Genomic DNA, 12,955 nt, shown 5'->3' with positions numbered 1-12,955 from the left:
CTGGAGTTACTCCTGGCGTGACAGCCACAGCCCGATGGCCGTGACCCGGGAGTCCACCCCTAGCTTGGCGTAGATGCGATTGACGTGGTTCTTGACCGTCTTCTCGCTGAGGAAGAGCCGTTGCGCGATCTGGCCGTTGGACTGGCCGGTCGCGATCAGGTCCATGACCTCGGCTTCACGCTTGCTCAGCGACGTGAACACGCTATCGAACGCTGCGTCGTCGACTCTCATCCGGCCTCCGGGGGCGCGCAGACGGTCAAGATCGCCGATGGCCCCCGTGCTCTCCGGCGTTAGCGGTAGACAGCGAGCATAACTCGCATTGTCATGGTTTGGGGCCATTGTCGGGAGAAAACGCCAACGGCCGGTCCCGAAGGACCGGCCGTTGAGCGGTGGGGTGAGCGAAGGGACTTGAACCCTCGACATCCAGGACCACAACCTGGCGCTCTGCCAACTGAGCTACGCCCACCATGAGCCGCCCTCGTGTGGCGGCACAGGAAAAGTGTAGCGGGGTTCAGGAGTCTTTACGCCACTCCTTTAGCCGCTGACACGCTCTGCCAGCGATCTCGCGGTGGCGGAGTCGGGCCCCGGCTGTGCCACGAAGATCGCCGCGCGGTAGTAACGCAGCTCCCTGATGCTCTCCGTGATGTCCGCCAGAGCCCGGTGTCCGCCCTGCTTCTCCGGTGCGGCGAAGTAGACCCGCGGATACCAGCGGCGGACCAGCTCCTTGATCGACGAGACGTCGATCATCCGGTAGTGCAGGTAGCCGTCGACCCCGGGCATGTCGCGCGAGATGAACGTGCGGTCGGTGCCGATGGAGTTGCCGCACAGCGGCGCCTTCTTCGGCTCGGGGATGTGGCGGCGGATGTAGTCGAGCACGAGCGACTCGGCCTCCGCCAGCGTCACCCCGCCGCCCAGCTCAGGCAGCAGCCCCGAGGCCGTGTGCATCTCACGCACGATCTCGGACATCTGCTCCAGCGACTCCGGCGGCGGTTTGATGACCACGTCGACGCCCTCGTCCAGCTGATTGAGCTCGCTGTCGGTGATGACGCACGCCACCTCGATAAGCGCGTCGCGGCTCAGGTCGAGCCCCGTCATCTCACAGTCGATCCAGACCAGCAAGTCACTCATTCGATCTCCTCGCCCAGCGGCTCGGAGCAATCCGCCCGCTTGTTACCCCACCAGCCTAGTGCCACCGGTCAGGCCGGTTTGAGCGAGCTGAGAACCTTGCCGAGCACGTCGGTGCCGAGATTGTCGGGTACGGACGCGTACACGATGGCAGGTCGCTCGCCCTGGCCGCGATCCATGAGCACGATCGCGCCGTTCTCCTTCTTCCACTTGAAGCCCTTCTCCTCCGAGATCTTCGTGAAGTCGAGCTCGAACTGCAGCACCCAGGCGTCCTTGTCGCCGATCTTGATCGCCTTGTCCTGCACGACCTTGGTCTCATGGGCGATCTGGTAGTACCGGGTGGAGAAGTCGACGAAGACCGCCTTGGCCGTCTCGCCCAGCCCCGACGCGCCGGTGTAGGGGTAGAGCTCGTTGAGCAGCCCCGTGTAGACGTTGCCGACCCAGTCGCCCTGGCCGTCGTACTTCTCCTGTGCGGTGGCCTGCACCGCGCTCGACCACGTCTGCTGGGTCGGGTCCGTGCCGTTGATCTCGTTGGACGGGGGCACCGTCCAGTCCTCGGGCACCTGGAAGGAGAGGCCGGACTGCTTGTCGGTGATGCGGCCGCCGACCGGCTGCGGCAGCTCGACGGCGCCCTGGGTGGGCGGCGGGCTGGACGGCAGCTCGTTGCTGGGCGGCGGCTGCTGCTCGTACGTGTCCTCAGGCGTCGGCGGCGAGGCGGTGTCCGTGCTGCTCCGGTTGATGAAGAAGATGCCTCCCACCACCACCAGCGCGATCACCACCAGCGCGGCCAGCCCGCCGAACACCCACGGCAGCGGATTGCTCTGCTTGGGCGGCGGGCCGTAGCCGGGACCCGGCATGGGGCCGCCGGGCCACTGGGCGGTCGGCGCGGCCTGACCGTAGGCCGACTGGGCGGTCGGCGCGGGCTGGCCATAGGCCGACTGGCCGAAGGTCGGCTGGCCGTACTGGAGCGTGGGGTTCGCGGGCGACGCCGACCAGTCGGGGCCCGACTGCGGCTGCGGCCCGGAAGGCGGTTGCTGGGGCTGAGCCTGGAACTGCGGCCCCGTGCCCGGCTGCTGGGGCTGGGGACCGGAGCCCGGCTGCTGGAACTGCGGTCCGGAGCCCGGCTGCTGGGACTGGGGCTGGGACTGGAACTGCGGCCCCGAGCCGGGCTGCGGCCCTGAGCCCGGCTGCTGCGCGTGCACGGCATCGGTCCACTGGTTGCCGTCCCACCAGCGGAGCTGGGGCTCTCCGTAGGGGTCTGGGTACCAGCCCGCGGGGGTCTGCGTGGTCATGGTCGCCAGATTAGTAAGAACCGCATTGATATGCATTGCTGGGACGGCATCAACACTTGTACGTGAAGCTCGCCTTGTCGGTACGCACCGGGCCGGGTGTCAGGATCCGCAGTGTGGCGGTGGCTTTGACGTTGCTCCTGCCCTGCAACGTCCATCGGAACGGCACCTGGTACGTCGTCTGGCCCGACTTCGTACGCAGAGTTCCCTTGACGACCTCCTTGTCCAGGTTCTTGTGCCATTCGTAGATGATCTCGCCGGATGCCCCGTTGGTGACCACGGTGCCGGTGATCAGGACGGCCTTCCCGCAGCCCTGGGTCTTCTTCGGCGCCGCCACGTCGATCGACATGACCGCCAGATCCGGCGAGTCGCCCGCGTAGAGCCAGGCCAGGATCGCCCCCGCCATGATGGCGGCGAAGAGGGCCGAGGAGAGGATCGTGCGCCGCCGCCGCGCCCGCAGGGCCTTGGCCGGTCCGCCGCCGCCGGGGCGGTGCTCGGTGGCGGCCTGGTCGCGCCCGGACCGCCAGATCCGCTCGGCGGTGGTCTCCGGCTGCTGCACCTGCGTGCCGATCCCCGGCCCGAACTGCACGGATTCCGAGGCCCGGTCGGGGACGTGCAGCAGCGTGACGATGTCGCCCTCGTCCCTGGGCGGCAGCGCGGGCGGCGCCGCGAACGCCCGAGCCTGCGCGAACGCCGACCTCCCCCGAGCGGCCTGAGCCAGCCCGTCCCGGCCGGCCGCCTCGCCGATCAGCAGGTCGCGCGCGGTGGCGAGGCCCAGGGTGCCGGCCGTGGCCGCGGCACGTTCCAGCAGCTCGGTGAGGCGCGAGCGGCCCTGACCGAGAGAGGCGGCCAGCCCGCGTGCCAGCGACGCCCAGCCGGCCGCGTCCCGTTCGCGCGGTGAGGCCTGGCCGCGGATGGCGTCGGACAGGCCGCGCTCGGACAGCAGCGCCGCGCCCTCCGCCGTGATCACGACGGTGCCCGGGTGGACCGAGCCGTGGGTGACCCCGGCCGCGTGCAGCGCGAGCAGGGTCTGTACGGTCTCCAGCAGCACGGACACCGCCCCCGGCGGGTCGATCGGCCCGGCGGCGAGCAGGTCGGACAGCGTGGGGCTGACCGCCTGCGCGGTGAGCAGCCACACCTGGTCACCCGCCGCCACCACGTCGGCCACCGGGATCAGCCCGGTCAGCCCGCCCAGTACGAGCCGCTGGTCGGTCATGACCGTCTGCACCACGCGCTCGCGCACGCCCGGCAGGCCGATGATCCTCGGATCGAACAGCAGCGCCCCCGCCCTGCGGCCATCGGGTGAGATGGCGTCGATCCAGTTGCCGACCTCGGTCATCCAGGTGTGCTCTGTGAGCCGGAATCCGGCGATACCGTTTGCAGGGTTGCTCATCGCCGTCCCCCAGGCGCGTCCTAGCGCTTCCTTCGGTGCCGTCCCGCCATACGGCGTTTCACCGCAAGTGTGACCGGAACCGCGCCGGACGTCATCAGGCCGAGGGCGACGAACGCGGACTGCGCCTTGCTCGCGCGGTCGAGCCGCGGCTCCTCCGGCGTCGGACCGCTTCCGTCACCCGGCTCCCCGTTCCCTGCCGGCTCGCCCTTGGTCGGCGCCTGACCTCCGGTGTTCTCGCCCTCCCTGGGGCCCTGGCTGGGGTCTCCCGGGGGCTGGCTCGGCTGGCTCGTCGACGTGGTGGGGGTGGGTTCCGGAGTGGGAGCGGACGAGGACGGCAGCCGCTGGCCCTCAGGGTCCTGCGCCTTGCCGGTGACCTGAGGCTCGTCCGGCGTGGGCGTCGAGGTGGGCTTCTTCGTCCTGGTCGGCGGAGTCCTGACCGGGGTGCGCGTGGGCCGTGGCGTGGGGGTCCGCGTGGGACGCCTGCTCGCGGTCGGCTGGGCGGGAGGCGGCGCGGCGCTCTGCGTACTCGTCGGCGTCGGCGCGGGCGTGCTCGGCTTCGGAGTGGTCTCCTCGGCCGTGGGCGCCGGTTCCTCCTCCTCCGTCTCGGTCGGCTCGACCGTGGCAGGGTCGGCCGTGGTCGGAGTGACCGTGCTGGTCTGCGCCCGCAGCGCGGGCTCGTCCATCGACACGTTGACGAGGACCACGGCCGCGACGAGCAGCACGCCGGCCGCGCTCGCGCCGATGGCCACCTTCGCGGACAGCTTGCCGAGGAGCCGGGAGGGCCCGCGGAACCGGGTCTCGGCCAGCGACGTCTGCGCCTGCGCGGGTTCGGCGAGCTCGCTCGGGAAGAGCATGGCCAGCAGGCCGGCGAGGGCGGCCAGGCGGCGTCGCCCGCGCTCCTCCCAGTCGCGTCCGTACCCCTCGGCCGCGACGGCCTCGAGCTCGGCCAGGAACGCCTCCGCGGACCGCGGCCGCTCGGCCGGGTCCTTGGCCAGGCCGCGCTCGATCAGGCCCTGGAGCGGCGCGGGCACCTCGTCCACCGGCGGCGCGGCGCTCTGGTGCTGGCGGGCCAGGGCCGCGAGGGTGGACGCGCGGAAGGGCCGGGTGCCGGTCAGGCACTCGAAGAAGACGACGGTGGCCGCGTACACGTCGGTCGCGGGCGCGGGGCGGCCGCCCGACCACTGCTCGGGCGCCATGTACGGCGGCGTCCCCGCCACGCCGACGCCCTCGCCCGCCCTGACCGCGATGCCGAAGTCCACGAGCTTGCTGGTGCCGTCGCCCTGGACCATCACGTTCTCGGGCTTGAAGTCGCGGTGCACGACGCCGATCGCGTGCGCCGAGGCCAGACCCTGGAGCGACCCCTTGAGCACGGTCAGCGCCGCCTCGGGCCCGGTGGGGCCCTCGGACCTGAGGATCTCGCGCAGCGAGACCCCGTTGATCAGCTCCATGACGATCGCCGCGCCCTGGCCGGTCTCGACGTAGTCGATCAGCTGGGCGTGGTGCTTGCTCTGGACCGTGCCGAGCAGCCTGGCCTCGTGCCGGAACCGGGCGACGAACGACACGTCGGACCTCAGCTCGTCGCTGAGGTACTTGATGGCCACCTCGGCGCCGTCGCGGTCGCGCCTGGCCAGCACCACGCGGCCGGCCGCCCCCTGGCCGAGCTGGCGGACCTCGGTATAGCCCGGGACCCCCCACCGCCCATCACCGTGCATAACGGGTCTCCTCTGGAGTATTCCGGGCCCCCACCCTCATCAACCGGCGTAGCTTAACCAGAGGGAACCGCTTTCCCGCTACCGGAATGCATATAAGTCAGGAATCTCACCCGATGGTGTCGTCCGAGCGGGGGCTCGGGGTCCTGCTGGGCTCCTCCTCCTTGGGATCCTGGGGCTCCTTGGGACACTCCTCCGTGGCCCCGCCCGCGCTGTCGCTCCCGTTGCCCGCCGCCGGATCGGTGGAGGCCGTCACGGACCACTTGGTGCCGCACGGGAGCCTGACGGAGTGGCTCAAGGTCCTGGTGTACGAGGTCGTGCCGGACAACGTGACCGACTCCGACCCGCCGCCCTCGCCCGCCGAGAACGACACGACGAGCCGTACCGGCTGGGTGTTCGACGTGGCCACCGAGACGGTCGCGACGAGCCCGCCCTCACCCTGACCGGCCCTGACGATCGACACCCGCTCCACCTGCGGCGGGCAGGGCGCCGAGGCCCGCGCGGTGGCGGTCCTGCCGCCCGCGGACACCCGCACCGACACGGTCGCGCCGCAGGGCCGCGACTTGAAGGTGTGCGTGAACGAGCGCGCGTAGGAGGTCCGGCCCGACAGGCTCGCGGTGCGGGTGCCGACCGGGTCGCCGTTCACCGCGAACTCGGCCTCGACGGGGATCTCCCCGGTGCCGGTCGCGGCCACCCTGACCACGGCGTTCGCGGTACGGCCAGGCGCCGCGGGGAGGTTCAGCGAGACGCGCAGGCCGCTCACCCTCGTCGGGCAGGGCGGCACCGAGAGCGAGGCCGACCTGGCGCCGCCCTGGGCCGCGGGGGAGGTGGCGACGGTCACCGTGACCGTGCTGCCGCACGGGCGTTCGCCCATGTCCCAGGTGATCGCGCGGTTGTAGGACCTGGCGCCGGACAGGCGCAGGCGCTGGACGCGGCCGTCCGTGCCGGGAGCGGTCCAGGTCGCGGTGGCGGCCACGGCGGCGGTGCCGCTGGTGCGCACGGTGACCGTGGCGGCGGCGACCCCGTCCTCGTTCACCGTGAGGCCGCCCACGCTCACCCCGAGCACCGCGGTCGCCGGAGCGGGGGTGGGAGTCGGGGTCGGGGTGGGAGTCGGTGTCGGTGTCGGTGTGGGGGTCGGTGTCGGCTTGGGGGTGGGTGTCGGAGTGGGCTTCTTGGTGGGTTTGGGACTCTTTACCGGCTTGGTGGCCGTCGGGGAGCCGACCGGGGTCTTCGCGGGGCTTTCCGTGGGTACGACCGCCTCGCGCGTGCTCGGGGGCGTCTCGGGCGAGAGGGTCGTTTCCGGCGAAGGGGTCGCCTCCGGCGTCTCCTCAGGCCCGGACGACGGATCCGACGACGGATCCGACGACGGATCCGACGACGGATCCGACGACGGGTCGGCCGCCGGCTCCGTCGTGACCTGCGACGGCGGCACGGCCGCCGCGGCGCCGGCGGGCTCCGTGGGCATCGGCGTGTGACGGTTGGCCAGCACGACCACCACCACCGCCACGGCGGCCGCCGCGGCCAGCGCGCCGCCCATGGCCACGCGGGCGGTGTTCGAGCGCAGGCCCCGGAAGACCGTCCTCGCCAGCGAGGTCGTCGCCTCGGGAGCGGGTGTCTCCGGCGTGGGCAGCAGGAGCGCGAGCAGGGCCACGAGCGCCGCCAGCCGCCGCTTGCCGCGCTCCTCCCAGTCCTCGCCGTACGCCGCCCTGGCCGTGGCCTCCAGCTCCGCCACGAACGCGTGCGCGCTGACCGGCCGGCGCGCGGGATCCTTGGCCAGCCCGCGCCTGACCAGCTCGCGCACCGGGTCCGGCGCGTCGTGGAAGGGCACGGGCGCGTGAATGTGCTGGTAGCCGAGCACGCTCGGCTCGGTCGACCGGTACGGCCGGTGCCCGGTCAGGCACTCGAAGAAGACGGCCGTGGCCGCGTACACGTCGGTCGCCGGCGTGGCGGGCAGCCCCTCCCACAGCTCGGGCGCCATGTACGGCGGCGTGCCCTCCGGATGCGCCGCTGTGCCCTGCCGCACCGCGATCCCGAAGTCGACCAGCTTGCTGACGCCGTCGTCCCTGACGATCACGTTCTCCGGCTTGTAGTCCCTGTGCACCAGCCCGAGGTCGTGCGCCCTGGCCAGGCCGAGCAGCGAGCCCTTCAGCACGGCCAGCGCCGCCTCCGGCTCGGTCGTGCCGTTCTCGCGCAGCAGGGCCCGCAGCGAGACGCCGTTGACCAACTCCATCACGATGCAGGCCCCACCGGCGTCCTGGAGGTACTCCCACATCGTGGCGATGTTCGGGTCGCGCAGCGTGGTCAGCAGCCGCGCCTCCGACTGGAACCTGGCCAGCGCGGCGGGGTCGCGCCGCAGCTCCTCGGAGAGATACTTGATCGCGACCTTGACCCCGGTCTCGTCGTGCAGGGCCAGTGCGACCCGACCGCTGGCGCCCGCACCGAGCTGCTTGACTTCGGTATATCCGGGAGCGCTCCACTCCATCGCCGTCTCCCATCAGGAGCAGGTGGTGCCTGCTTAATGGAACTACTCCCGACGGAGGATGTGAACGGGCATTTCGATACCTTCTGGGAGCACCGGATCCGGCTCCGGTTCGCCCCATGAGGTGACCAGGGGCAGCACCCCGGCCCATACGGGCAGGTCGTAGTCCTCTTCTTCGTCCTTGGGCCCGCCGCGCCTGATCTTGACCGACGCCTCCTCCAATGACAGGGCCAGCACCGCCGTGGCGGCCAGCTCCTTACGTGACGGCCGCCTGACGTAGTCCCACTGGCCGGGCGCGAGCTGCTCGGACAGGGCCCGCAGCCCCGCCATCCGCTCGTCGGGGTCCGTCACCACTCTGGCCGGCCCGTAGATGATCGCCGAACGGTAGTTGACCGAGTGGTTGAAGATCGAGCGGGCCAGCACGATGCCGTCCACGTGCGTGACCGTGACGCACACGTCGCTCCCGTCGCCCGCGCGCAGCGACGTGGCCCCGGTGGAGCCGTGCAGGTAGAGGGTCTCGCCGATCCGGCCGTAGCCCGTGGGGACGACCATGGGATGGCCGTTCACGACGACGCCCAGGTGGCAGATCAGTCCGGTGTCGAGCACCTCGTAGAGATCGTTCCTGTCGGTGCTGCCGCGCTGCTTCTCGCGGCCGAGCGTGGTGCGGGGAGTGGTGGAGAGCATGATTCGACCGTAACCACGAAGTGGACCTATCCTGTATGGCCACTATCCAGCCCTTCGCGGAGACCACTTCCGTGCGTACCAACGTTGACCTGCCCATATCTCTCTCGCGCGACTCGGACGAGCCGCTGACGGCGCAGCTCGCCGACTGGCTGCGGCGTGCCATGCTGGACGGCACGCTGGCGCCCGGCGAGCGGCTGCCCTCCACGCGTTCCCTGGCGGCCCAGCTCGCGGTGAGCAGGACCGTGATCACTGAGGCGTACCAGCAGCTGTACGCCGAGGGCTGGCTGGACGGGCGGCACGGCTCCGGCACGTTCGTGGCCGAGATGGAGGTCACCAGGCCGCAGCCCAGGGAGAGCACGTACGTGCCCGCGCCGCCGCCGGCTCCGGCCGACTCGATCGACCTGACGCCGGGCGAGCCCTGGGTGCGCGACTACGACCAGGCGGCGTGGCGGCGGGCCTGGCGCAAGGCCGCCGACCTGCCGCCCGGCGCCGCACCCAACCCGTACGGCCTGCCCCGGCTCAGGGAGCTGCTGGCCGACCACCTGAGACGGGCCAGAGGCATGGCCGTCGGCCCGGAGAACATCCTGGTCACCAGGGGCACCGGCAACGGGCTCGACCTGTGCGCGCTGGCCCTGCTCGGCGGCGGCGCCCGGGCCGGCGTCGAGGACCCGGGCTACCACGTGGCGCGGACGGTGTTCGCGGCCAGGGGCGCCGAGGTGGTGCCGTGCCCCGTGGACGAGGACGGCGTGATCGTGGACGGGCTGCCCGGCGATCTCCGCGTGCTCTACACCACCCCCGCGCACCAGTACCCCCTGGGCGGGCGGCTGCCGGTCCCTCGCAGGGAGCGGTTGCTGGCCTGGGCCAGGAGCACCGGCGCGACGATCGTCGAGGACGACTACGACGCCGAGTTCCGCTACGACGTGGCCCCGCTGCCCGCACTCTACGGGCTGGACCCCTCCCGGGTGGTGCTGCTCGGCACGCTCTCCAAGACCCTCGCGCCCGACGTGGGCGTCGGCTGGCTCGTCGGCGACCCCGAGCTGGTCGCCACGATCGCCCGCCTGCGCCGCAGCGTCGCCGACCGCACCAGCGGCCCCGTCCAGCAGGCCGTGATCACCCTGCTGGAGCACGGCGACCTCGACAGGCACCTGCGCAGGATGCGCCTGGAGTACGCGCGCCGCCGCGCCGCGGTCGTCGAGCTCCTCGGGCCCGTCTGCCGCCTGCGCGGCGACACGGCCGGGCTGCACGTCCTGGCCGAGCTGCCCGCCTCCGTCGCGCCGGAGGTGATCGCGCGGGCCGGTGAGCGCGGCGTCCTGCTCGACTCCACCACGCGCCACCACCACGGCCGGGCCCACCTGCACGGCCTGGTGATCGGCTACGGCTCCGCCTCGCTCGCCGACGTCCGGCGCGGCTGCCGGATCCTGGCCGACCTGATCCGCGCCGCCCGTCCGCGCTGACGCCGCCGTCCCACGCTCGGCGCGGTGGCCGCTCTCCCGCCGTTCGTGGTCGCGGTCCTTGGGGGAGAGTGTGTGACCGACGGGTCACGGGGGCGTCAATGCTCAGGCCGGATCTGAGTAGCCGAGCCCTCGTGCCACCGAGCGCCGGCACCGCGAGGACGAGGCCAGGCGCATTGCCCGCCGCATGCTCGTCCTCGCGATCTGCGGCCACGTCGTGTCCGCCGCGGTGATCGCGGTCGTCACGTTCTTCTCAGGGGCCCAGACCGGTTATTACTTCGCCGGGTTCTACCTGCTGGCGACCGGTTTCCGGCCCATCGCGGCGTACACGTCGCACCTGCGTGACCGCGTCAGGACGCTCGGCCGGGAGGTCCGGTACCCGCGCGCGGACGTGGTGGCCCTGCGCGATCAGGTGTTCGAGCTGGAGGAGACCGCGCGGGGCCTGCGGCGGGACGTCGAGAAGCTCACCGTGGACCACCGCGCGCTGGAGCTGGCGGACCACGATCTCGGCCGGCGGATCACGCTCATGGCCCGCCGGTTTGACGAGACGGTGGACGGGCTGAGCGACAACCAGGAGGTGATCACGGGGCTGAAGGCGTTCCTGCGGCTGGTAAGGGCGGAGCCTGTGTAGGGGGCTCCAGGTCGCGCAGGACGGGGAGCGCTCGGCCGGCGTACATAGGGTCGACCGGGAGCACGTGCCGCGCCCACCAGCGCGCGGGGCCGGGGTCGGGGGACGGCTCGGTGAAGGCGGGGGCGTAGTCGTCGTACGGCGGGTCGTACAGGTAGCCGGTGGCCACCCCGCGCCGCTCCAGCTCCGCGATGGCCGCGTCGCGGTGGCGCACCAGGAGCGGCACGCGGAACAGCGGCCGCCGCACGTCGTCGCGTACGGCCGGGGCGGCCGTGGGCAGCCCGGCCAGGCGCGCGACGCCCGCCAGCCGCCGCCGGCGGTCCGCGGGCACCTTGGCCAGGCGTCTGGACTGATACCAGCGGGCCACCGGGCCGCGGCGCGAGCGGTAGTCGTGCAGGTCCGCGCGGACCCAGGGGTCGAAGGGCGGCAGCTCCGGGGCCTGGTCGAGCGCCCGCTTCAGGGCCTCCGGCTCCAGCGGGATGCGGTAGCCCTCGCGCTCCTCCTGCATGCCGAGGGCCCGCATGAGCCGGAGCGCTGGGCGTACGAGGTCGAGCCTGAGCGCCGCCTGGCGGGCCATCGAGGTGGCCACGCCGATCAGGTCGGCCCTCAGCGAGCCGGGCGCCAGCAGGGCGTCGCGGGCGCGTTCGAGCGCACGCAGGTCGGACTCGTGCTCGACGGCCAGGACGCCGCCCGAGCCCGCGCCCGGGTGCTTGGCCAGGCTGAACACCCCCGCCTGGCCGAACGTGCCCAGCGGCCGGCCGGCGATGCCCGTCTCCATCGCGTGCGCCACATCCTCGATCAGGATTTTTCCGGACAAGGCGGGGGCGTTGTCAGGGAGGCCGTACAGATTGGTCGTCAGGACGGCGTCCACCGCGGCGAGGTCGGCCCGGGAGACGTCGATGTTGCCGTCCCGGGGAGAGAGCGGCGCCATCACCGGGCGCAGCCCGGCCGCGAGCACCAGGAACAGGATCTCGTCGGCCGAGACCGGCGACATGAGCAACCGCTGCCCTGGCTCGCACCAGTGGCGCAGTGCCAGGTAGAGGCCGAGGCGGTTGGAGGGGAGCGACAGGCAGCGGCGGCCTGTGCGCTCCCGGATGAGCCTCACCCTTGCAGGACGGTACGGAGCCGCCCGTACGTCTTGAGCGCCTTGTCGGCGGTCTTGAGCAGCAACGGGTTGCCCAGCACCGTGGCGCGCGTCTTGCGCACCGGCACCCGCAGCATCCAGTGGACGCCCGCCGCCGCGCCGATCCGTGCCACACGGCCCTCGGCCACCTCGAGCTGGCCCGTCTTCAGCTTGTCCTTGTACTCCTTCTCCCCGCGGCCCATGTCGATCATCTGGATGCCGTTCTTGGCGGCCTGCTCGGCCATCGCCAGGTGGTGGATGAGGCCGGGGGAGTATTTAGCGAAATGGGGGTCGTAGGCGGGGAACCACCCGGCGAGCGTCGTACGCGTACGCAGCCCGAAATGCCCGGCCATCGGCCGGTCGTCCACGTACACCATGTCCAGCACCCCGGCGAAGCTGTCCGAGCGGGTCGCCAGCAGCCGCTCGACCAGCTCCACGATCCAGCGGTGCGCGAACCTGTCGGTGCGCCCCGTGCGGCGGTACTGGTCGGTCTTCCAGCCGAGCAGCGTGTGGAGGGGCGCCAGATCGGTGGTGGCGTAGTCGTGGCGGACCGTCCCCGCCTCGCGCTCGAGCTTGCGCGACTTGGCCAGGGTGGACTTGTACGTCTTGCCGGAGTGCTTCCTGAGCTCCTCCGTGTAGTGGTCGTAGCCGCCCCGCAGGTCGATGATCGGCGACGGGTGCCGCGAGTGCCGGGCGCTCAGCAGCGGCTGGCCGGACACCAGGTGGTCGAACTCGTACACCGCGAGCCCGCAGGCCTTCATCAGGCTGCGCGGTTCGATCTCGAAGTCCTTGGCGCGGATCAGCCCCTGCGCGTCGGTCAGCCCGGCGGCGACCGGTTTGCCGATGCCCAGCGGATGTCGCTCAAAAGGAAAGAAGCCCACGATGTCCGGACCATCGTAAAGAACGGCGACTCGCACCATATTTCGGAGTTTGCTGACCGTAATGGTGAATTCTGGGGACAAGAAGGGGCTGTCGACCGAAGGGTCCGCCTCCTGCAGATCCCGCCATCGGGTCAGTTCGGAATGGCCCAGCTCATGGGGGAGGGCAAGGGTGACGCGCATGGGCTCCTACCGT

11 protein-coding genes and 1 tRNA gene are annotated in these 12,955 nt (G+C 71.8%); 2 read left to right on the top strand and 10 right to left on the bottom strand.

All coding sequences use genetic code 11. The features are described from left to right. Nucleotides 1–6 precede the first annotated feature (6 nt). The 8 genes from ABD830_RS23315 to ABD830_RS23280 all read right to left on the bottom strand — a co-directional run bounded on the left by ABD830_RS23315 (nt 7) and on the right by ABD830_RS23280 (nt 8,679). Entirely contained in the window at nt 7–231 is a 225-nt protein-coding gene (locus ABD830_RS23315; protein WP_344990895.1) for a helix-turn-helix domain-containing protein, read from the bottom strand. A 159-nt stretch (nt 232–390) separates the two neighbouring features. Then, nucleotides 391–466 (bottom strand) — tRNA-His (locus ABD830_RS23310). Between the two features lie 68 nt (nt 467–534). Next, a complete protein-coding gene (gene orn / locus ABD830_RS23305; RefSeq protein WP_344990892.1) occupies nt 535–1,128 on the bottom strand; it encodes an oligoribonuclease in 594 nt (197 codons plus the stop codon). Nucleotides 1,129–1,196: 68 nt separating this feature from the next. Beyond that, nucleotides 1,197–2,417, bottom strand: coding sequence for a DUF2510 domain-containing protein (locus tag ABD830_RS23300; RefSeq protein ID WP_344990890.1), 1,221 nt, complete (start codon nt 2,415–2,417; stop codon nt 1,197–1,199). Nucleotides 2,418–2,466: 49 nt separating this feature from the next. Then, on the bottom strand, nt 2,467–3,807 hold the full coding sequence (locus ABD830_RS23295) for a protein kinase family protein (RefSeq protein ID WP_344990888.1): 1,341 nt from the start codon (nt 3,805–3,807) through the stop codon (nt 2,467–2,469). A 20-nt stretch (nt 3,808–3,827) separates the two neighbouring features. Next, the gene (locus ABD830_RS23290) at nt 3,828–5,519 is read right to left on the bottom strand and encodes a serine/threonine-protein kinase (RefSeq protein WP_344990886.1); all 1,692 of its coding nucleotides are present in this window, start codon (nt 5,517–5,519) and stop codon (nt 3,828–3,830) included. A gap of 106 nt (nt 5,520–5,625) precedes the next feature. Beyond that, a complete protein-coding gene (locus ABD830_RS23285) occupies nt 5,626–7,998 on the bottom strand; it encodes a serine/threonine-protein kinase (protein ID WP_344990884.1) in 2,373 nt (790 codons plus the stop codon). A 42-nt stretch (nt 7,999–8,040) separates the two neighbouring features. Further along, nucleotides 8,041–8,679, bottom strand: coding sequence for a pyridoxamine 5'-phosphate oxidase family protein (locus ABD830_RS23280; RefSeq protein ID WP_344990881.1), 639 nt, complete (start codon nt 8,677–8,679; stop codon nt 8,041–8,043). Between the two features lie 35 nt (nt 8,680–8,714). Between ABD830_RS23280 and pdxR the strand changes: the two genes are divergently transcribed. After that, a complete protein-coding gene (gene pdxR / locus ABD830_RS23275; protein WP_378520757.1) occupies nt 8,715–10,133 on the top strand; it encodes a MocR-like pyridoxine biosynthesis transcription factor PdxR in 1,419 nt (472 codons plus the stop codon). Nucleotides 10,134–10,317: 184 nt separating this feature from the next. Continuing rightward, nucleotides 10,318–10,761 carry a hypothetical protein gene (locus ABD830_RS23270; RefSeq protein ID WP_344990875.1) on the top strand — a complete coding sequence of 148 codons (444 nt, stop codon included), beginning with the start codon at nt 10,318–10,320 and terminating at the stop codon, nt 10,759–10,761. On the opposite strand, the gene ABD830_RS23265 is transcribed toward ABD830_RS23270, so the two are convergent. Further along, nucleotides 10,712–11,863, bottom strand: coding sequence for a DegT/DnrJ/EryC1/StrS family aminotransferase (locus ABD830_RS23265; RefSeq protein WP_344990872.1), 1,152 nt, complete (start codon nt 11,861–11,863; stop codon nt 10,712–10,714). The two genes, ABD830_RS23270 and ABD830_RS23265, sit on opposite strands and share 50 nt — an antisense overlap. Then, on the bottom strand, nt 11,860–12,801 hold the full coding sequence (locus tag ABD830_RS23260) for a GNAT family N-acetyltransferase (protein WP_344990869.1): 942 nt from the start codon (nt 12,799–12,801) through the stop codon (nt 11,860–11,862). The genes ABD830_RS23265 and ABD830_RS23260 overlap by 4 nt, the downstream gene beginning before the upstream one ends. Nucleotides 12,802–12,955: the final 154 nt, after the last annotated feature.

It is taken from the genome of Nonomuraea helvata, assembly GCF_039535785.1.
GTDB lineage: Bacteria > Actinomycetota > Actinomycetes > Streptosporangiales > Streptosporangiaceae > Nonomuraea > Nonomuraea helvata.
Note: the sequence above shows the minus strand (reverse complement) of the source record. Positions and strands in the feature narration are given on the sequence as shown.

Coding starts and splice junctions, on each gene's coding strand:
- ABD830_RS23295 (WP_344990888.1), bottom strand. CDS start 3,807: ATGAGCAACCCTGCAAACGGTATCGCCGGATTCCGGCTCACAGAGCAC.
- ABD830_RS23280 (WP_344990881.1), bottom strand. CDS start 8,679: ATGCTCTCCACCACTCCCCGCACCACGCTCGGCCGCGAGAAGCAGCGC.
- ABD830_RS23315 (WP_344990895.1), bottom strand. CDS start 231: ATGAGAGTCGACGACGCAGCGTTCGATAGCGTGTTCACGTCGCTGAGC.
- ABD830_RS23300 (WP_344990890.1), bottom strand. CDS start 2,417: ATGACCACGCAGACCCCCGCGGGCTGGTACCCAGACCCCTACGGAGAG.
- ABD830_RS23290 (WP_344990886.1), bottom strand. CDS start 5,519: ATGCACGGTGATGGGCGGTGGGGGGTCCCGGGCTATACCGAGGTCCGC.
- ABD830_RS23270 (WP_344990875.1), top strand. CDS start 10,318: ATGCTCGTCCTCGCGATCTGCGGCCACGTCGTGTCCGCCGCGGTGATC.
- pdxR (WP_378520757.1), top strand. CDS start 8,715: ATGGCCACTATCCAGCCCTTCGCGGAGACCACTTCCGTGCGTACCAAC.
- ABD830_RS23260 (WP_344990869.1), bottom strand. CDS start 12,801: ATGGTGCGAGTCGCCGTTCTTTACGATGGTCCGGACATCGTGGGCTTC.
- orn (WP_344990892.1), bottom strand. CDS start 1,128: ATGAGTGACTTGCTGGTCTGGATCGACTGTGAGATGACGGGGCTCGAC.
- ABD830_RS23285 (WP_344990884.1), bottom strand. CDS start 7,998: ATGGAGTGGAGCGCTCCCGGATATACCGAAGTCAAGCAGCTCGGTGCG.